At 51.6% G+C, this 20453-nt stretch carries 19 protein-coding genes and 1 other annotated feature; of the genes, 9 read left to right on the plus strand and 10 right to left on the minus strand.

The genetic code is table 11. The features are described 5' to 3' along the window. Positions 1-122: 122 nt before the first annotated feature. The 6 genes from htpG to OGV93_RS07280 all read right to left on the minus strand — a co-directional run bounded on the left by htpG (position 123) and on the right by OGV93_RS07280 (position 6270). Positions 123-1997 (minus strand): molecular chaperone HtpG, encoded by a 1875-nt coding sequence (gene htpG / locus OGV93_RS07255; protein WP_016152083.1) that lies wholly within the window; start codon positions 1995-1997, stop codon positions 123-125. Between the two features lie 110 nt (positions 1998-2107). Continuing rightward, positions 2108-2713 carry a recombination mediator RecR gene (gene recR, locus OGV93_RS07260; RefSeq protein WP_016152082.1) on the minus strand — a complete coding sequence of 202 codons (606 nt, stop codon included), beginning with the start codon at positions 2711-2713 and terminating at the stop codon, positions 2108-2110. After that, complete coding sequence (locus tag OGV93_RS07265; protein ID WP_003021764.1) at positions 2713-3042, minus strand: YbaB/EbfC family nucleoid-associated protein; 330 nt, start codon at positions 3040-3042, stop codon at positions 2713-2715. Before OGV93_RS07265 ends, recR begins: the two co-directional genes overlap by 1 nt. Before the next feature lie 58 nt (positions 3043-3100). Then, positions 3101-5029: a DNA polymerase III subunit gamma/tau gene (gene dnaX, locus OGV93_RS07270; RefSeq protein WP_287109479.1), complete on the minus strand. Its 1929-nt coding sequence runs from the start codon at positions 5027-5029 to the stop codon at positions 3101-3103. Next, positions 3704-3768: a sequence feature (DnaX frameshifting element), on the minus strand. It overlaps the preceding gene by 65 nt. A gap of 118 nt (positions 5030-5147) precedes the next feature. Continuing rightward, the gene (gene apt / locus OGV93_RS07275) at positions 5148-5699 is read right to left on the minus strand and encodes an adenine phosphoribosyltransferase (protein WP_006685676.1); all 552 of its coding nucleotides are present in this window, start codon (positions 5697-5699) and stop codon (positions 5148-5150) included. A 193-nt stretch (positions 5700-5892) separates the two neighbouring features. Continuing rightward, positions 5893-6270, minus strand: coding sequence for a DUF454 family protein (locus OGV93_RS07280; RefSeq protein ID WP_029139439.1), 378 nt, complete (start codon positions 6268-6270; stop codon positions 5893-5895). 69 nt (positions 6271-6339) lie between these two features. Between OGV93_RS07280 and priC the strand changes: the two genes are divergently transcribed. Beyond that, complete coding sequence (priC, locus tag OGV93_RS07285) at positions 6340-6867, plus strand: primosomal replication protein N'' (protein WP_016152078.1); 528 nt, start codon at positions 6340-6342, stop codon at positions 6865-6867. 14 nt (positions 6868-6881) lie between these two features. After that, entirely contained in the window at positions 6882-7043 is a 162-nt protein-coding gene (gene rsmS, locus OGV93_RS07290) for a pleiotropic regulatory protein RsmS (protein WP_019076177.1), read from the plus strand. 74 nt (positions 7044-7117) lie between these two features. Here the strand turns inward: rsmS and mscK are convergent, their stop codons facing one another. Next, positions 7118-10483, minus strand: coding sequence for a mechanosensitive channel MscK (gene mscK, locus OGV93_RS07295; RefSeq protein ID WP_016152076.1), 3366 nt, complete (start codon positions 10481-10483; stop codon positions 7118-7120). Between the two features lie 127 nt (positions 10484-10610). Next, the gene (gene acrR, locus OGV93_RS07300; RefSeq protein WP_016152075.1) at positions 10611-11261 is read right to left on the minus strand and encodes a multidrug efflux transporter transcriptional repressor AcrR; all 651 of its coding nucleotides are present in this window, start codon (positions 11259-11261) and stop codon (positions 10611-10613) included. A 141-nt stretch (positions 11262-11402) separates the two neighbouring features. Here acrR and acrA point away from each other — a divergent pair, with 141 nt between their 5' ends. The 6 genes from acrA (at position 11403) to OGV93_RS07330 (ending at position 18195) form a co-directional block, all read left to right on the plus strand. After that, the gene (gene acrA / locus OGV93_RS07305; protein WP_016152074.1) at positions 11403-12596 is read left to right on the plus strand and encodes a multidrug efflux RND transporter periplasmic adaptor subunit AcrA; all 1194 of its coding nucleotides are present in this window, start codon (positions 11403-11405) and stop codon (positions 12594-12596) included. Positions 12597-12618: 22 nt separating this feature from the next. Then, entirely contained in the window at positions 12619-15768 is a 3150-nt protein-coding gene (gene acrB / locus OGV93_RS07310) for an efflux RND transporter permease AcrB (protein ID WP_016152073.1), read from the plus strand. 487 nt (positions 15769-16255) lie between these two features. Further along, the gene (tomB, locus tag OGV93_RS07315) at positions 16256-16630 is read left to right on the plus strand and encodes an Hha toxicity modulator TomB (protein ID WP_019076175.1); all 375 of its coding nucleotides are present in this window, start codon (positions 16256-16258) and stop codon (positions 16628-16630) included. A gap of 27 nt (positions 16631-16657) precedes the next feature. Further along, positions 16658-16876 (plus strand): hemolysin expression-modulating protein Hha, encoded by a 219-nt coding sequence (gene hha / locus OGV93_RS07320; protein ID WP_002892050.1) that lies wholly within the window; start codon positions 16658-16660, stop codon positions 16874-16876. A 180-nt stretch (positions 16877-17056) separates the two neighbouring features. Further along, positions 17057-17608: a maltose O-acetyltransferase gene (gene maa / locus OGV93_RS07325; protein WP_016155874.1), complete on the plus strand. Its 552-nt coding sequence runs from the start codon at positions 17057-17059 to the stop codon at positions 17606-17608. Between the two features lie 116 nt (positions 17609-17724). Next, on the plus strand, positions 17725-18195 hold the full coding sequence (locus OGV93_RS07330; RefSeq protein ID WP_016152071.1) for a YlaC family protein: 471 nt from the start codon (positions 17725-17727) through the stop codon (positions 18193-18195). 78 nt (positions 18196-18273) lie between these two features. On the opposite strand, the gene ykgO is transcribed toward OGV93_RS07330, so the two are convergent. Together ykgO and OGV93_RS07340 are read right to left on the minus strand one after the other, a co-directional pair. Continuing rightward, a complete protein-coding gene (gene ykgO / locus OGV93_RS07335) occupies positions 18274-18414 on the minus strand; it encodes a type B 50S ribosomal protein L36 (protein WP_005125190.1) in 141 nt (46 codons plus the stop codon). A 1-nt stretch (position 18415) separates the two neighbouring features. After that, a complete protein-coding gene (locus OGV93_RS07340; RefSeq protein WP_016152070.1) occupies positions 18416-18676 on the minus strand; it encodes a type B 50S ribosomal protein L31 in 261 nt (86 codons plus the stop codon). A gap of 188 nt (positions 18677-18864) precedes the next feature. Between OGV93_RS07340 and pdeB the strand changes: the two genes are divergently transcribed. After that, entirely contained in the window at positions 18865-20418 is a 1554-nt protein-coding gene (pdeB, locus tag OGV93_RS07345; protein WP_286482732.1) for a cyclic di-3',5'-guanosine monophosphate phosphodiesterase PdeB, read from the plus strand. Positions 20419-20453: the final 35 nt, after the last annotated feature.

Genomic DNA, 20453 nt, shown 5'->3' on the forward strand with positions numbered 1-20453 from the left:
GAAAATTAAAAATGAGGAGAGAAAATGCCGGATCGCGGTGTAAACACCGTATCCGGCCAGGGATCGACGAGATGGTGTAAGCCGGACACGCGTTAGCGTCATCCGGCATTACCTTACGGCTATCAGGACACCAGCAACTGGTTCATACGACGAATGAACTGGTTCGGATCTTCCAGCGTGCCGCGTTCAGCAAACAGCGCCTGATCCAGCAGCAGTTCAACCCACTCTTTGAACTGTGCTTCGTCCTGGGTATCCGCCGTGCGTTTGACCAGCACGTGGTCCGGGTTGAGTTCAAAGATATATTTCACTTCCGGTACGGCCTGGCCAGCAGCTGCGAACAGTTTCGCCATCTGGGTGCTCATTTCGTCCGCATCAGTGGTAACGATGGCCGGCGTGTCGGTCAGACGGTGAGTCAGACGCACTTCTTTTACGCGATCGCCCAGCAGGGTTTTCACGCGCTCAACGAACGGCGTCAGCGCTTTTTCCGCTTCTTTTGCCGATTCGTCAACGTCATCCGCCAGCTTGTCGATGGACTCGTCAGCTTTGGCTACGGACTGGAATGCCTTACCGTCGAACTCGGTCAGGTAGTTCATCATCCACTCATCGATACGGTCAGAAAGCAGCAGCACTTCGATGCCTTTCTTACGCAACAGTTCCAGGTGCGGGCTGCTCTTCGCCGCCGCATAGCTGTCTGCGGTGATGTAGTAGATTTTCTCCTGCCCTTCTTTCATACGCGACACGTAGTCTTCCAGCGACACGGTTTGTGCGGAGGAGTCAGTGTGCGTGGACGCGAAGCGCATCAGCTTAGCGATCGTTTCCTGGTTAGCGTTGTCTTCCGCCGGGCCTTCTTTCAGCACCAGGCCGAACTGTTTCCAGAAGGTCTGGTATTTTTCCGCGTCATCTTTCGCCAGTTTTTCCAGCATCTGCAGTACGCGTTTGGTCAGCGCGCTACGCAGGTTACGGGTGACGGTGCTGTCCTGCAGGATCTCACGAGAAACGTTCAGCGGCAGATCGTTAGAATCTATCAGGCCACGCACAAAGCGCAGGTAATTCGGCATGAACTGCTCGGCGTCGTCCATAATGAACACGCGCTGAACGTACAGTTTCAGACCATGCTTGTGATCGCGGTTCCACATATCCCACGGAGCCTGAGACGGGATGTACAGCAGGCTGGTGTACTCCTGCTTACCTTCCACACGATTATGACTCCAGGTCAGCGGATCAGTGAAGTCGTGCGCGATATGTTTGTAGAATTCGTTGTACTCGTCGTCTTTGATTTCCGACTTGTTACGGGTCCAAAGCGCCTGCGCCTTGTTGATCTTTTCCCAGGAAACCACGGTCTCGCCGTCTTTCTCTTCGGATTTTTCGATCTCTACCGGCAGCGCGATATGGTCGGAATATTTGCTGATGATGGAACGTACGCGCCAGTCATCAAGGAACTCGTCTTCGCCTTCGCGCAGATGCAGCGTGATTTCGGTGCCGCGATCGTCTTTGGTGATGTCGGCAACGGTGTACTCACCTTCACCCGCAGATTCCCAGAACACACCATTTTCCGGTTTATCGCCCGCTGCGCGGGTACGCACGGTGACTTTATCCGCCACGATGAACGCAGAGTAGAAGCCAACCCCGAACTGGCCGATCAACTGGCTGTCTTTCGCCTGATCGGATCCCATGGATTCAAGGAAAGATTTAGTACCGGATTTCGCAATGGTCCCCAGATGATCGATAACGTCATCACGGTTCATCCCCACGCCGTTATCGGCAATGGTCAACGTACGCTTATCTTTATCGAAGGAAACACGCACACGCAGCTCACCGTCACCTTCATACAGGTCCGGGTTAGACAGTGCGCGAAAACGCAGCTTGTCTGCCGCATCCGAGGCGTTAGAGATAAGCTCACGCAGGAAGATTTCTTTATTGGAATACAGAGAATGGATCATCAGGTGCAGAAGCTGTTTTACTTCTGACTGAAAACCACGAGTTTCTTGTCCTTTCATGTAGGTCTACCTCAACAATGCCATTTTCAATGGTAAAAACAGGTTGAGGGTGAAATGGGGACAAGCGGGAAGGATTTCAAGCGGAAGCCGCCGTCGCGGCCTCCGTTTGTTCAGAATTTAATCTTGTGTCGTCCTGCCAGAGAGTGCGACAGCGTGGTGCCATCGACCATTTCCAGCTCGCCACCAACCGGAACGCCATGGGCGATACGGCTGGCTTCAACGTCATATTGCATGCAAAGCTCAGCAATATAGTTGGCGGTCGCCTCTCCTTCGACCGTGGGATTGGTCGCCAGGATCAGTTCGCTGATTTGCTCAGATGCCAGCCGCTGCTCAAGACGATCCAGCCCGATATCATCAGGACCAATACCGTCCAGCGGCGACAGGTGTCCCATTAGCACGAAGTAACGTCCGGAAAATTGCCCGGTTTGCTCAATGGCGTAGATGTCCGCCGGACTCTCCACCACGCAAATCTGACCATTTTCCTGGCGACGCGGATTCGAGCAGATGTTGCAGACGTCCTGTTCTGTGAATGTGCGGCAATCGGCACAGTGGCCGATTTCCGACATCGCCTTCGTTAACGCCTGCGCCAGACGCATCCCGCCGCTGCGATCGCGCTGAAGCAGCGTGAACGCCATGCGCTGCGCAGACTTCGGGCCAACGCCCGGCAGACAGCGCAGAGCTTCCATAAGCTGAGTTAACAGCGGGCTGGTTTGCATCAGAACGGCATCTTAAAGCCAGGCGGCAGCTGCATTCCGGAGGAAACAGAGGCCATCTTCTCTTTCTGCGTCTCTTCAATACGGCGCGCGGCGTCGTTGAATGCCGCAGCAACCAAGTCTTCCAGCATCTCTTTGTCGTCTTCCAGCAGGCTTGGATCGATCTCCACACGACGGCAGTTATGCGCGCCGTTGATGGTTACTTTTACCAGACCCGCGCCAGATTCGCCGGTCACTTCCAGCTTGGCGACTTCTTCCTGCATCTGCTGCATTTTTTCTTGCATCTGCTGGGCCTGTTTCATCAGGTTACCCAGACCGCCTTTACCAAACATAGGCTTCTCTCTCAATCACGTTAAGGGATGACGACCGTCAAACCGTAATGGCTGACGATCAAATGGGGCGAATACTCTCTTCGTCCAGGTCCGCATCGAAAAAACGACGCAGCGTCTGAATGTTATTATCCGCAATAATCGACTCACGCGCCTGCGCGAGTTTCTCTTCATAAATGGCCTGACGCCACTCCAGCGGCGTGCGCACCGCTGGATTATCATCTTCAACGATGGTCAATTCAACCGTTGACCCCGTTAAGGAACTCAATGCTTCGGCCAGTTTTTGCTGCGCGCCGCTGGAGTTAAGGTGTCGCTGCGTGGAACGCAGGTGCAGGCAAACCACGTTGCCATTCTCTTCTTTCCAGGCATTAAGCGCCACCTGCTCCACCAGTTTAGGCAGCGAGAGCTGGCTTACCTGTGCAGCCCACGGGTCGCGTTCGATGGCCTCAGCCGCCAGCTTTGCCGCCAGTTCTGGCGTTTTTTCATGCTCAAGCGCTTTTTTCAGCGCTTTCGGCGTAGCGACGACCTCTTTGACTTCTGCAACAGGATTGGTCGCTTTCCAGCGATACGCTTCTTTCTTCGCTGGCGCTTTTTCCAGCGCAGAGACCGCTGGACGCGCCTGAACACGTTCCGACACCGAAGCCAGTCTTTCCAGCGCAGCATTATTCACCGGCCGCGCGCGGGAAGCGGCTGCCGGTTCACTCTTTTTTGGTTTGGTTGCTCCCTGAGCGCGTTGCAGCTGGCTGCGTGCCGCCAGCACCTGGCTGGTAGCATCGGAGAGCGGTACATTCTGTTGCTGTTGCGCTGCCGCAGGCTGCTGCGGCACCTGCGTCGGGTTCATCACCGCAGTGGGGGCGACCGGGGCAAAAGACTGTCGCGGGGCTTCAGGTTCCGGGAGCGGCATGCGCGGATGAAAAGCCAGCGCACGTAGCAGCGTCATTTCAACGCCCATTCGCCTGTCCGGCGCATACGGCAGTTCTTTGCGCCCGATTAACAGGGTCTGGTAGTAAAGCTGCACATCGGTTGGCGGGACGATTCGCGCCAGTTCGCGCATACGCTGTTCAATGGCGGCCATATCGCTGCCGAGCGCGGCAGGTGAAAGCTGAACCATGGCAATACGATGCAGCAGAGCCGACATCTCAACCAGTAGCGCTTCCCATTCAATACCGCGCGCGGCGGCATCGTTCACCAGCGTCATAACGCGTTCGCCGTCCGCAGCCACAACCGCTTCAACCAGCGAAAGCGCCTGGTCGTCGTCCAGCGTACCAAGCATGGTGCTGACCGCGTCGGTCGAGACCTGACCATCGCCGCTGGCGATCGCTTGATCGGTCAGGCTCAGCGCATCGCGCAGGCTGCCGTCCGCGGCGCGAGCCAGCAGTTGCAACGCACGTGGCTCATGGGCGATATGCTCTTCTTTGAGGATATTCTCAAGCTGATGGCGAATCTGTTCGACATCCAACGCTTTAAGATGGAATTGCAGACAGCGCGACAGGATAGTCACCGGCAGCTTCTGCGGATCGGTGGTCGCCAGCAGGAACTTAACGTGTGCGGGCGGCTCTTCGAGCGTTTTCAGCAAGGCGTTAAAACTGTGGCGCGACAGCATGTGCACTTCGTCAATCAAATAGACCTTAAAGCGACCGCGCGCTGGCGCGTACTGGACGTTATCCAGCAGGTCACGGGTGTCTTCGACTTTGGTGCGTGAGGCGGCGTCGATTTCAATCAAATCGACAAAGCGCCCCTGCTCGATTTCACGGCAGTTATCACACACGCCGCACGGCGTAGCGGTGATGCCGGTTTCACAGTTTAATCCCTTCGCCAGCAAACGGGCGATTGACGTTTTCCCGACGCCACGGGTGCCGGAAAACAAATAAGCATGATGAATACGCCCTAACGACAAGCCGTTCGCCAGTGCCGTCAGCACATGTTCCTGGCCGACGACGTCAGCAAAGGTTTGTGGGCGCCATTTTCGGGCTAAGACCTGATAACTCATTGGCAGGCTCTGAAAGGCTGGAGGGTGGATTCACAGGGGGATAATGCTAACACAACCTCGCAGCGACGGCGAGGTTGTGTGTCTCGGTATTAATCTGCCGAGATAAGATAGCCCGAAATTAGTGGCCCGGGAATGGAACCAGGCTATAACAGGTCAGTCCCTGCTTTTCCAGACGCTGCTCGCCACCCAGATCAAACAGGTTAATGATAAATGCAGCATCGGTCACTTCGCCACCCAGACGGCGGATCAGTTTCACGGTCGCTTCAATCGTGCCGCCAGTTGCCAGCAGGTCGTCCACAACCAGGACTTTATCACCAGGTTTGATGGCATCTACGTGGATTTCCAGTTGATCGGTGCCGTATTCCAGCTCATAGCTCTCAGCAATAACTTCACGCGGAAGCTTACGGGGTTTACGTACCGGAACAAAACCAACGCCCAGACCCAACGCTACCGGCGCGCCAAACAGGAAGCCACGCGCTTCGGTACCAACCACTTTAGTGATACCCGCATTTTTGTAGCGTTCAACCAGCAATTCAATACTGAGGGCGTAGGCTTTCGGATCTTCCAGTAAACTGGTGACATCACGAAAAAGAATGCCCGGTTTTGGGTAGTCGTGGATGCTTTTGATGCTATTTTTGAGAAACTCAAGCTGCTGTGCAGTCGCGGTCATAAGTTTGTGCCTGATTAATACAGTATTACTTCACGGCGCACTATACACTTCATCCTCGACGTATCTTGAATGATTTTGTGTCTGTATAAGAGCCAAGGTTATATTTGCTTAACCTTTGACCACCTGCGCCTGTGCTCGAAAACGGTCGAATTTACTGGCTGTGAGAGACAATTGCAACAGCGTTTATTGCGCTTTACTGCTTTTGTTGTTTTTCATCAATCACCGGGATCCGCCACATAAAAATCAGTAAACAGGCGAGAATAACCAGCAGCAGGCCGCGTACCCACATCATATTGACCAGCCACAGTGAAATACTAAACGTCACCAGGATCAACAAAATAGCGCGCGGCTTTGCTCCCGGCGGCATCGCGCGGTGTTTTTGCCAGTGGCGCAGATACCCGCCGAACCACGAACGGTACAGCAACCAGTCGTGAAAACGCGGCGATGAGCGAGCAAAACACCAGGCGGCCAGCAAGATAAACGGCGTTGTCGGCAACAGAGGCAATACAACGCCCAGCGTTCCTAACACTACCGCTATCCAGCCTATGATGATTAGAATAATGCGTTGCATAATATGAATACTTAACACAGAGAATCGCTACTTTATCATAACAGTTCTCATTTTCATCGGAGTGTTGTCGTGAAAACCGTCATGCTGCTTCAGACGCTCGAAAACCAGCTTAACCGCTTGCGGCAGCGTTGTGCCCCACTGGCACACCATGCCACGCTTAGCGCCCGCTTTGACAGGCATCTGTTTCACACCCGCAGCACGTTGCTACAGGCCTGTCTGGATGAAGCTGATGATAATCTCACTGCTCTACGTCGCGCAGTTGAACAGCAACAACTACCACAAATTACCTGGCTTACGGAACACCTTGCCTCACAGTTAGAGGCGATTTCACGTGAAACCGCCAGTTGGTCGCTCCGGGAATGGGACAGCGCCTCTCCTGGCCTGGCGCGCTGGCAGCGTAAGCGAGTTCAACATCAGGAGTTTGAGCGCCGCCTGGTTGAAATGACGCGTGAACGTAAAGAGCGCCTGGCGCAGGTTACGGGCTTTGAAGAACAGCAAAAACTGCATCGCGAAGTAGAGGCATTCGAAGCACGACTGGCACGCTGTCGTCATGCACTGGCAAGAATAGATAACGTGCTGGCGCGTTTAACCCGCTAATCCCCGGAGAATTTATGTCATTAGAGAACGCCCCAGATGAAGTCAAACTGGCCGTCGATTTGATTGTCCTGCTTGAAGAGAATCAGATGGAGCCTGAAACAGTTCTGAAAGCACTGGAGATTGTGAAACAGGATTACGAGAAGAAACTGCTCTCTTTATCTAAAAAAGAGCGGTAACTGAAAACCTGATGGCGTTGCACTTATCAGGCCTACGAATGAATCGAAGCTCGCAGGCCTGATGATTATTTCTGTTAACCTACCGAAGGCGTCGGATCGTCACCTTTAATGATGTCACGTTTAACCTCGGTCACGGTGTCACCTTTCGCGTTATGCAGGTGAACTTCGAGCTGGTTAAAGGCGATATCAATGTCATTTTCACGGCACAAACGATCGACCGCCCGGTTAAGTTCATCAACCGTGTGGCTACGATCGCGCAATTCACGCACGTATAAACGCAGCTCATGATCCAGCGTGCTGGCACCGAAGGCGGTAAAGAACACTGCAGGCTCCGGATCGTGCATCACTTTCGGGTGTTCTGTCGCCGCCTGCAACAGCACCTTCTTCACTTTGTCCAGATCCGAACCATAGGCCACGCCAATGCGGATCACCAGACGCGTGGTGGTATCGGAGAGCGACCAGTTGATCAACCGCTCCGTCACGAATGCTTTGTTCGGGATGATCACCTCTTTACGATCGAAGTCAGTAATGGTGGTGGCACGGATACGGATCTTGCTGACCGTTCCGGAGAACGTACCGATGGTCACGGTATCGCCGATGCGTACCGGGCGTTCAAACAGAATAATCAGACCGGAAACAAAGTTACCGAAAATTTCCTGCAAGCCGAAACCAAGACCAACCGAGAGAGCAGCGGCCAGCCACTGTAGCTTATCCCACGAGACGCCGAGCGATCCGAAGACCGTCATCGCACCGATGGCGATGATGGCGTAATTCAGGATCGTGGTGATCGCATAAGAAGCCCCCTGGCGCATCTTCAGTCGCGAGAGCACCAGCACTTCCAGCAGGCCGGGTAAGTTGCGGATCAGCGCCCACGCGACCATTGACGCAATAATCGCAAACAACAGGCTGCCCATGGTGACGTCTTTCACCACTGCCGCACCCGCTTCGGTGCCGTTGTAATGCCAGAGCGTTATGCTGTCGAGATAGCTGAACACGGTGATCAAATCAGACCAAATGGCCCAGAACAGAACACCAAACAGGGCAACCATCACCAGCATGGTTATACGCAGCGTTTGCTGGTTAACCTGCTCCAGCGCAATAGTCGGTTCTTCCTGCGGCTCAGCGCCTTCGGCCCCTTCTTTCACCAGGTTCTGACGACGCGCTAACGCACGACGCCAGGCGATACGGCGTGCCGCTACGCTCAACCCTCGCAGCACCGTCTGGTACAGCAGATTCCAGAGGATAACCAGATAGACCGTTTCAATCCAGCGGCCCGCCAGGCGCAGCGTGGTGTAGAAATACCCTGTCGCCGTCAGCACCATTAATGCAATCGGAATAATAGACAGCACGGTAATAGTGACCAGACGCAGACCATGCGACTCTTTGTCACGCCAGCTTTCGCGGCACATTGGCCATACCAGGAAGGCGATCAGCAGCAGGTTGAGGAAAATGACCACCTGGCCAAGCACATCGTCCATCAAATTAAGCGGCGACAGCTCAGCAATGACCGACCAGAAGTTAAGCGGCAACAGCGCAAGGCTAATACGCACAATCTGGCGACGCCAGTGGCTGGTCTGCTTCGCTGGCATGCCAAAATGACGTATCGCCACGCCATCTTTTTCCAGCACCTTCCAGCACAGACCAAACACCAGCCAGAAGATGGTCATCTTCTTACTGAACGCCCACAGCAGGTCGCTAATATTCAGTTGCATAGTCAGCAGAATCAGACCCACCGCGAGGATAATCAGACACGCCGGCAAGGCTCTGATGAGATCGATCAGAATCGCTTTTGGCGTATTAAGCTGACTGTCATTGCGCAGGTTCCCCACCGCGGCGGCTAATTTTGCCTGATAATCCTTCAGCCACTTCAAACGCCAGCGGATTAACCCGGCGATAAGCAGCAGCGGCAGCCCTGCCAGGAACGCAATAAACACGGCGGGCCAGGCTTTTTCCCAGTTCACCGTGATTTTCATCGACTTAAACTGGTCTTTTAGGGTTTGCGGGAAGGCTTTGATCCAGTCCCAGTCCATCGGACGGTTACTGTTAACCCAGAAGATTTGTTGCGTGAGGATCTCTTTCAGGTTTTTCGACACGCTCATTAACTGCTGCTGGTTGATTTGCAGATTAATCGCCATCATCAACTGGTTGCCCAGCTGCTTATTTAGCTGATCCAACAGTTCACGACGCATATCCACAACCTGCAGCAGGGCATCATGGACTTCAGGGTTAACGTCGTTGCTGTGCCCTTCTTCCAGTTTGGCGACAAACGCATCATTCTGGAACAACGTATCGCGCTGCTGGTTGACTTCGAACTGCTCCAGACGCAAATCGGCGATCCGGTTGGTCATATCGGCAAGCTCATCCGCCGACGGCAGCGTTTGTTGTTGCTGATATAAAATGCGCGACAGCAGCAGACTGCCTTTCAGAACGGCGATCTGCTCTTTAATGTTGCGTTCGGATTGCAGCGCGCGGTCAAGCCAGTTTTTGACCTTGATATTTTGCTGCATCAGGCTGTTGCCGTTTTCAGTCGCGGCAATCAGGCGCTGGCTGAGCTGATGGTTAACATCAAGTTCCTGCTTCACTAACGGATTGGACTGAATACGCTCGGCTTCGTCCGGCGTTACCGCTTCCTGTGCCGTCTTTTCGGTTAACGTCAGTCGTTTGCTGTTCACCGCCTCTTGCAGGAGCTGGAGCTGGTGTTCAAGGCGGTTACTGTGCGCCGTCACATAATCGCGTTGTTTTTGCAGGGTATCCTGCAAAACGGTATTCCCTTCGAGGCTCTTACGCTGCTGGTCGATCTGCGCGTTCAGCAACGCTTGCTGCGCCTGCAGCAGCACCTGCTGGCTGGGGCGTAAAGCCGCCTCTCCCACAGTGGTGCCATCGAGTCGATTGCGGATTTGCTGCATCTGTTGCGACGCGGTGTACATCGCATTTTGTACGCGCTCTGGCTGTGTCTGCAGCGATACCAGTTGGCTGTTGTAAGCGGCCAGATCATTTTGCGAGCTTTGCAGGTCATCCAGGACCTGCGACACGCGCGACTCAAGCTGTCGTAAGGAGAGCGTACTCAGCGTTTTTCGCGTTTCATCGTCATTATCGACATCGCTAAGCGAATTTAGCGCATCCGTCGCCTGACGCATTTTCTCCGGCGCCTGGGCAACTTTTTGCCGAAGCTGTACGGTTTCATCCTTCACACGATCGATTTTATCCAGCGTGGCAATGGTATCGATGAGATCCTGTTGAACCAGCTTATCCTGTGCGGAGAGATCTTTTTGTTTATTCAGCGTGTCTAACTGGCTCTGAATATCCGCTTTCGTCGGCAGTTCACCACTCTGTTGCGCCCGCGCAAATGCAGATGACTGGCAGGATAGCAATAGAATGAAGAAAAGAATGGTAATAGCAATAAGATGCTGTGAACGTTTATAGAGCTGCAACATAGTCATGAGAATGAAGGTTTCTGAACCGGAAAAGTGACCGAAAATAGTCAAGCGGCAAGAATATCACGGCTGTGACCGGCAGAATAGCAGGAGGCAAAATGACCAGGAGAATTCCTGGTACAGACCCAGAGAGTTAACAGGTTTCCGCTACGTTAACCCGCAAGGTTGGGCAGAGAAGACACATCTCAAGCAGCACGGCGACGTATTCCCGAGCCTCTTTTTTCAGATCAAAAGATTCAGGGGCAAATAACCAGTTCTCGATAATTCCGGTAACATAACTACGCAGCAGCACCGCCACGCGACGCGTGTTCAGATTTTCCGGCAGCATGTTGGCGTTCATGCAGTGCCGCAATGTTTGTTCGATACGGTCGTAATTTTCAATACACAGACTGCGTTGAGCTAGCTGAACTGAGGCCATTTCCCCGACAAATTCGCATTTGTGGAATATAATTTCCAACAATAAACGTCGGCGTTCTTCTGTCACGGTAGCTTCAAGAACGTAAATTAAAATTTCTCTTAATACTGATAGTGGATCGTCGGGGAATTTTGCCTGATACTCAGTCTCTAACTCATCAATGTTAGGTTTTGCTAGCTCCCAGATTTCACTGAATAAATCCGATTTGTTTTTGAAATGCCAATAGATCGCGCCGCGCGTGACACCAGCGGCTGCTGCGATCTCCGCAAGCGAGGTGGATGATACCCCTTGTTGCGAAAACAAACGCAGAGCGACATCGAGAATGTGCTGTCGAGTTTCCTGTGCTTGTTGTTTGGTTTTTCGTGCCATAGGTCAGTGAATTTACAGGCGTTAGATTTACATACATTTGTGAATGTATGTACCATAGCACGACGATAATATAAACGCAGCAATGGGTTTATGGGCTTTCAGCCATTGATCAATTTGAAATCGGACACTCGAGGTTTACATATGAACAAAAACAGAGGGTTAACGCCTCTGGCAGTCGTTCTGATGCTCTCAGGCAGCTTAGCGCTAACAGGATGTGACGACAAACAGGCCCAACAAGGGGGCCAGCAGATGCCAGAGGTTGGAGTTGTTACGCTCAAAACTGAACCTCTACAGATAACAACCGAACTCCCGGGTCGCACCAGTGCGTATCGCATTGCAGAAGTTCGCCCTCAGGTTAGCGGTATTATCCTGAAGCGTAATTTCACGGAAGGTGGTGACATCGAAGCGGGTGTATCTCTCTATCAGATTGATCCTGCTACTTACCAGGCCGCTTATGAAAGCGCAAAAGGCGATCTGGCAAAAGCACAAGCCGCAGCAAATATCGCTCAACTGACGGTCAAACGTTATCAGAAACTGTTGGGTACTAAGTACATCAGTCAACAGGATTACGATAGTGCACTGGCAGACGCACAGCAGGCGAACGCCTCCGTTGTCGCCGCGAAAGCCGCGGTAGAAACTGCACGCATCAATCTGGCTTATACCAAAGTGACGTCGCCGATCAGCGGCCGCATTGGTAAATCATCCGTTACTGAAGGCGCTCTGGTGCAAAACGGTCAGGCAACCGCACTGGCAACCGTTCAGCAGTTGGATCCCATCTATGTGGACGTGACGCAGTCAAGCAACGATTTCCTGCGCCTGAAACAAGAGTTGGCCAACGGCACGCTGAAGCAGGAAAACGGTAAAGCGAAAGTCGAACTGGTGACCAATGACGGCATTAAATTCCCGCAGTCCGGTACGCTGGAATTTTCTGATGTCACGGTAGATCAAACCACCGGGTCGATTACGTTGCGCGCAATCTTCCCTAACCCGGATCACACCTTACTGCCGGGTATGTTCGTCCGTGCTCGTCTGGAAGAAGGGACTAACCCAACTGCATTACTGGTTCCACAGCAAGGCGTTACCCGCACACCGCGTGGCGATGCCAGTGCATTGGTTATCGGTGCAGACAACAAAGTTGAAACCCGTCAAATTGTCGCCGCACAAGCGATTGGCGACAAATGGTTAGTCACTGATGGACTTAAACCGGGCGACCGCGTGATTGTCACTGGGCTGCAAAAAGTACGTCCTGGCGCGCAGGTAAAAGCGCAGGAAATCACCGCTGATAACAACCAGCAAGCTGCAAGCGGTAGCCAGCCTGAACAGTCCAAGTCTTAACTTAAACAGGAGCCGTTAAGACATGCCTAATTTCTTTATCGATCGCCCAATATTTGCGTGGGTGATCGCCATTATCATCATGTTGGCAGGGGGGCTCGCGATCCTCAAATTGCCGGTAGCGCAATATCCGACTATTGCACCGCCAGCAGTGACGATCTCCGCGACCTACCCTGGCGCTGATGCCAAAACAGTACAGGATACTGTTACGCAGGTTATCGAACAGAATATGAACGGTATCGATAACCTGATGTACATGTCCTCAAACAGTGACTCCACGGGTACCGTGCAGATCACGCTTACCTTTCAGTCTGGTACTGATGCGGATATCGCGCAGGTACAGGTGCAGAACAAACTGCAGCTGGCAATGCCGCTTCTGCCGCAGGAAGTACAACAACAGGGTGTGAGCGTTGAGAAATCATCCAGTAGCTTCCTGATGGTTGTCGGCGTAATCAACACCAACGGCACCATGACGCAGGAGGATATTTCCGACTACGTGGGCGCCAACATGAAGGACGCCATCAGCCGTACTTCAGGTGTGGGTGATGTTCAGCTGTTCGGTTCCCAGTACGCGATGCGCATCTGGATGGATCCGAACAAACTGAATAACTTCCAGCTGACGCCGGTTGATGTGATCAGCGCCATCAAAGCGCAGAACGCCCAGGTTGCAGCCGGTCAGTTAGGCGGTACGCCGCCGGTGAAAGGCCAGCAGCTTAACGCTTCGATCATCGCGCAAACCCGTCTGACCTCCGCCGATGAGTTCAGCAAAATTCTGCTGAAAGTGAATCAGGACGGTTCCCAGGTGCGTCTGCGTGACGTAGCGAAAGTAGAACTGGGTGGCGAAAACTACGACATCATTGCGAAGTTCAACGGTAAACCGGCATCCGGTCTGGGTATCAAGCTGGCGACAGGCGCTAACGCCCTGGACACCGCAAACGCTATCCGCGATGAACTGAAGAAGATGGAACCGTTCTTCCCGTCAGGTCTGAAGATCGTTTACCCGTATGACACTACGCCGTTCGTGAAAATCTCTATTCACGAAGTAGTGAAAACGCTGGCGGAAGCCATCATCCTCGTGTTCCTGGTAATGTATCTGTTCCTGCAGAACTTCCGCGCGACGCTGATTCCGACTATCGCCGTGCCGGTGGTGCTATTGGGTACGTTTGCCGTCCTTGCGATTTTCGGCTTCTCGATAAACACGCTGACGATGTTCGGGATGGTGCTCGCCATCGGCCTGTTGGTGGATGACGCCATCGTTGTGGTCGAGAACGTTGAACGTGTAATGGCTGAGGAAGGGCTACCGCCGAAGGAAGCAACACGTAAATCGATGGGCCAGATTCAGGGCGCACTGGTTGGTATCGCTATGGTGCTTTCAGCGGTATTTATTCCGATGGCCTTCTTCGGGGGATCTACCGGTGCAATTTACCGTCAGTTCTCCATCACCATTGTTTCGGCGATGGCGTTATCAGTCCTGGTGGCATTGATTCTGACCCCTGCCCTGTGTGCGACCATGCTCAAACCGGTTGCTAAAGGCGATCACGGAGAAGGCAAAAAAGGTTTCTTCGGCTGGTTTAACCGCATGTTCGATAAGAGCACGCACCATTACACAGACAGCGTGGGCGGAATTCTGCGCAGCACCGGTCGTTATCTGGCGCTGTATCTGATCATCGTCGTGGGTATGGCCTATCTGTTTGTTCGTCTGCCAAGCTCGTTCCTGCCGGATGAAGACCAGGGGGTATTCCTGTCAATGGCTCAGCTGCCAGCGGGTGCAACGCAAGAGCGTACCCAGAAGGTGCTGGACGAAATGACGGATTACTATCTGACCAAAGAAAAAGCGAACGTTGAATCGGTGTTTGCCGTTAACGGCTTCGGTTTTGCAGGACGTGGTCAGAACACCGGTATCGCATTCGTGTCTCTGAAAGACTGGAGTGAACGTCCAGGCGAGGAGAACAAGGTTGAGGCAATTACTCAACGTGCGATGGGCGCATTCTCGCAGATTAAAGACGCGATGGTCTTTGCTTTTAACCTGCCAGCGATTGTGGAGTTAGGGACCGCGACCGGTTTCGACTTCCAGCTGATTGACCAGGCAGGTTTAGGTCATGAGAAGCTGACTCAGGCGCGTAACCAGCTGTTTGGTGAAGTTGCGAAACATCCTGATCTGTTAGTCGGCGTACGTCCTAACGGTCTGGAAGACACGCCGCAGTTCAAGATCGATATCGATCAGGAAAAAGCGCAGGCTCTGGGTGTATCCATTAGTGATATTAATACAACGCTGGGTGCAGCATGGGGCGGAAGCTACGTAAATGACTTCATCGACCGTGGTCGTGTGAAGAAAGTTTACATCATGTCTGAAGCGAAATACCGTATGTTGCCGGAAGATATTGGAAACTGGTATGTCCGCGGCAGCGATGGACAGATGGTACCGTTCTCCGCCTTCTCTACCTCACGTTGGGAATATGGTTCACCACGTCTGGAACGCTATAACGGTCTGCCTTCCATGGAAATCTTAGGCCAGGCCGCACCGGGTAAAAGTACCGGTGAAGCCATGGCAATGATGGAGGAATTGGCCAGCAAACTGCCATCCGGTATCGGCTATGACTGGACCGGTATGTCCTACCAGGAACGACTGTCCGGCAACCAGGCCCCTGCTCTGTATGCCATTTCACTGATTGTCGTATTCCTGTGTCTGGCGGCATTGTACGAGAGCTGGTCAATTCCGTTCTCCGTCATGCTGGTGGTACCGTTAGGTGTTATCGGTGCATTGCTGGCGGCAACGTTCCGCGGCCTGACCAACGACGTTTACTTCCAGGTTGGCCTGCTCACAACCATTGGGTTGTCGGCGAAGAACGCGATACTTATCGTCGAATTCGCCAAAGACTTGATGGATAAAGAGGGTAAAGGTCTGATAGAGGCGACGCTGGATGCGGTCCGCATGCGTTTACGTCCGATCCTGATGACATCGCTGGCCTTTATTCTGGGCGTAATGCCGCTGGTTATCAGCTCCGGCGCAGGCTCCGGCGCGCAGAACGCCGTTGGTACTGGCGTAATGGGCGGGATGGTGACGGCAACCGTGTTGGCTATCTTCTTTGTTCCGGTGTTCTTTGTGGTGGTACGCCGCCGCTTTAGCCGCAAAAGTGAAGATCTTGAGCATAGCCACTCAGTAGACCATCATTGATAGATCTCTAAAGATAAGGCCGCGCAAGCGGCCTTTTTTCTGGAAAAATCATAAAAATCACTTATTGCTATTTCGTTTATTTTCTCCAGGGTAAATAAGCGATATAATCCCTGTAGCCTTAAAGGCTATTCTTAAAAATCATTGAGAGTTCTTATTTACTTTAATAAATATTAAGATTATTCCTGGTAAGCGGTTCACATTGTCGATTGTTACCTTTCGTTGCTAAACCTAATCAAGATAACTCGATGATTGCCCGAAGAATAAAGAAATTGTCCGATTCCGAATAACCGCATTTATCTGTTAAAATGTAAAAATGACCTGACATCATAAGTTTGCATAATTGTAATTTTTCGTGATATGACGATGAAATCTTTTTTAGACTAGATTATAGTTAAATCATCAGGAGTCGCGGGCAAGTTCCAGGTAGTCTGTTGTATCCATCCCGAAGGTGTTCGGTTAGTTTAAGCCACGAAGAAGGGGATGCGTTATGGATGAATACTCACCCAAAAGACATGATATCGCGCAGCTTAAATTTCTCTGCGAAACCCTGTATCATGACTGTCTTGCAAACCTTGAACAAAGTAACCATGGCTGGGTTAATGACCCTACCTCTGCCACCAGCTTGCAGCTCAATGAACTGATAGAGCATATTGCAACCTTCGCACTTAATTATAAAATTAAGTACAATGAGGACAATAAGCTGGTCGCGCAGATAGATGAATACCTGGATGACACTTTTATGTTGTTCAGCAGTTATGGTATTAATACGCAGGATCTGCAGAAATGGCGGAAGTCAGGTAATCGACTGTTTCGCTGTTTTGTCAATGCCACCAGGGCTAATCCTGTTAGTTTGTCTTGTTAAAAATTATTACAATCATAGGTAAGATTTATGTCCGATAAACCATTAACTAAAACTGATTATTTGATGCGCCTGCGACGTTGTCAGACAATTGACACACTTGAGCGCGTTATTGAAAAAAATAAATATGAATTGTCCGACAACGAACTGGCTGTATTTTACTCAGCAGCAGATCACCGCCTTGCTGAATTGACCATGAATAAGCTCTACGACAAGATTCCAACTTCTGTTTGGAAATTCATTCGCTAATTGCTCACGGGTTAAGTCAGGTATAGCGGTACATTTGTCTGGCTGACCATTTTCGTATTTACAATGGTTATTTAAATCAAATCACGTGACTACGATCACAGCGAAGAAGTGGGAACGTTCCCCTTGTTTGCATTGCGTTTTACTGTGTTGAAATGACCTCCAGTACACAGGAAATTCGTAATGAGTAATGAAAAGCAAAAAATGATCGCCGGTGAACTTTATCGCCCGGCGGATGAAACATTGCGCCACGACCGACTACGCGCTCGTCAGTTGACCCATCGCTACAATCTCACCGCTCCCGATGAAAAAAATGCGCGACAAGCTATCCTGCATGAGCTGTTGGGCCAGAGCGAAGGGGCTTACATTGAACCCTCTTTTCGTTGTGATTACGGCTATAACATTTATCTCGGTAAAGAATTTTACGCCAACTTCGACTGCGTTATGCTCGACGTCTGCCCGATCCATATTGGCGACAACTGCATGTTAGCCCCAGGAGTCCATATTTATACCGCCACCCACCCGCTGGATGCCACCGAGCGAAACAGTGGCATGGAGCTCGGCAAACCCGTGACTATTGGCCACAACGTCTGGATAGGTGGACGCGCAGTGATAAACCCTGGCGTAACGTTGGGTGATAACGTGGTTGTGGCCTCAGGCGCGGTGGTCACGAAAAGCGTTCCGGCAAACTGCGTGGTTGGGGGCAATCCCGCCAGGATTATCAAAACGCTGTGATCTTAAATGTAACTGTTATGCTAAATTGTGGTTAATCTGTTACTTTCTTCAAAAGGTATCCCCTTTTAAAATAGGGCGATCGCATCTGAATATCGCAGACACTACAAAGGCAAGAGATGACAGAAATACAGCGCCTGCTTACCGAAACCATCGACGACTTAAATATTCGCGAAAAGCGCGACAACAAACCGCGCTTTAGCATCAGCTTTATTCGCAAACATCCCGGCCTGTTCATCGGCATGTATGTTGCGTGGTTTGCCACGCTGGCGGTGATGCTGCAGTCAGAAACGTTAGTCGATTCAGTATGGCTGCTGGTGGTTCTGTTCGTCATACTCAACGCGTTTTTCTTTTTCGACGTTGCGCCGCGATACCGATTTGAAGATATCGACGTACTGGATTTCAGAGTTTGCTATAACGGGGAATGGTATAACACGCGCTTTGTCCCCCCTTCACTCATCGATACCATCCTGCACTCACCTTCCGTCGATAGCGAACATAAAGCGCAGCTGCAAAAGATGATATCGCGTAAGGGAGAACTCTCGTTCTACGATGTCTTTACGCTAACCCGTCCCCAGACCAGCCAGTAACCACATCTCAACGCAGATAAAAAAAGTGCGTCCCGATGAAGGAAACGCACTTTAATCCCTGAAATGTTGGTAAAGAAACTAACGTCTTTTTTTACGCCCCTGAACAGCTTTAAAGCGCGGATTCGTTTTGCAGATTACGTACAAACGCCCTTTGCGTTTCACTATCTGGCAGTCAGGATGACGCTGTTTTGCACTACGAAGTGAATTGAGTACCTGCATCTTAACCTCGCTTAGTGCCAATAAAATGACCAAAACGTTTCTGGAAACGTGCTGCACTGCCTTCGTTATCAAAGGTTTTTTGTTTCCCGGTATAGTACGGATGCGATTTGGAAGAGATATCCAGGGTCACGTACGGATACATTTTCCCCTCAAACTCAATCTCACGTTCCGTTTTAATGGTCGAGCCGACCTTAAAAAATTCATTGGCGCTGGTATCGTGAAACACCACAGTACGGTAAAAAGGATGAATATCCGGCTTCATGGCAACCTCAATTTGTTACGTTATAACATAACCACAAAAATACACCACTCTTGTATAAATCACAACCTGGTTTACGCGATTAAGAGTTAAACGGGATGATAAGTGGCCGTAAATATATGATGCCAATCGAATAGCTTTTTCGGCTTTCGGATATACTTTCCCTACGCTGTGTTAATAAGGATATCACTGTGATAACACGACATCTGATAAGCCTGGTGACTGGGGTGCTGTTTCTTTCCATCCTCGCGCCCGTAGGTTTAAGCCTGTGGCTGGCGCATCGTCAGGTCGAAACGAAATTTATCGATGAGCTCGATATGTTCTCAACCCGAGTCGCATTACGTACGGAACGCGTAGGTGAACAGGCCAAAAAAGCGTTGCGCCATATTGAAGCTTTTCAGGGTGAACCTTGTAGTGAACAGCATCTGCTTGAAATGCGTCGTTTGTCATATAGCTATCGCTATATTCAGGAAGTGCTGTACCTCAAAGATAACGTTCCACAATGCTCATCCCTGGAAAAAAGAAGCCGGGCAGCCGCGTTTCCTCCTGCAATGAAAATCACGCCCGATGGCTACCACGCATGGTTGACCATGCAAAACGATTTGGGCATCAAGCGTTTTATGGCGGCATTAGGTAGCAAGCATTACGTCGTGATGATCGATCCCGGTTCTTTTATTGATGTCATCCCGTTTGGCTCATGGCCGATTGAAGTCGCTATCCTTGGTACCGCGCGTAACACGGTGGTAGCCAGTAGCACCGATCTGCCACCGGATGTTTTACAACATGTGCAACTAGAGCATTCGATTACCCATCTGCAGAAAGACGGCAGTATTTATAACGCCCGCCCCTTCCCCGAACTGGGCATTACGGTTGTAACCTGGGCATCCACTGTACCTTTGCAAAAAAGCTGGCACCGACAAGCGCTAATCTGGCTGCCGGCAGGGATCCTTCTCGGCTTACTCACCGCAGCCTTTATTCTGCGTATTTTGCGCCGTTTGCAGTCCCCTCATCACCAGTTGCAGGACGCTATCCAGCATCGGGATATCAAGGTCTACTACCAACCGATTATCTCGCTCAAAACGGGGAAAGTGGTCGGGGCAGAGGCGCTGGCTCGCTGGCCACAGGCCGACGGGAGCTATCTGTCGCCTGAGATTTTCGTCGCACTGGCGCAAGAGACCGGGCTTTCAGAGCCGCTCACCCGTTTGATTATTGAAAGCGTATTTGACGATTTAGGAAAATGGCTGCGTCAATATCCCCACCAGCATATATCCATTAACCTTGAGTCAGCCGATCTGACCTCCGAAACACTTCCTGCTCTGTTAAGCCAGAAGGTGAACCACTGGCAACTTAAGCCTGCACAAATCGCGCTGGAACTGACCGAACGCGAATTTGCCGACCCAAAAAACAGCGCGCCGTTTATTGCTAAATACCGACAGGCAGGCCATTCGATCTATATTGATGACTTTGGTACCGGCTATTCAAGTCTTAGCTATTTGCAGGATCTGGATGTGGATATCTTGAAGATCGACAAATCGTTCGTCGATGCGCTGGAGTACAACAACGTCACGCCGCATATCATCGAGATCGCGAAAACGCTGAAGCTGGAGATGGTGGCAGAAGGTATTGAAACCGAGAATCAGGAAGCCTGGCTACGCCAGCACGGCGTGCAGTACGGTCAGGGCTGGCTCTACAGTAAAGCGCTGCCGAAAGCGGAATTTATTCTGTGGGCAGAAAAACGGCTTTAGCATGGCTGTTGATGTTGAGATGGCTGGCGGCACGC

The sequence above is a fragment of the Citrobacter sp. Cb031 genome (assembly GCF_030336725.1).
GTDB lineage: Bacteria > Pseudomonadota > Gammaproteobacteria > Enterobacterales > Enterobacteriaceae > Citrobacter > Citrobacter braakii.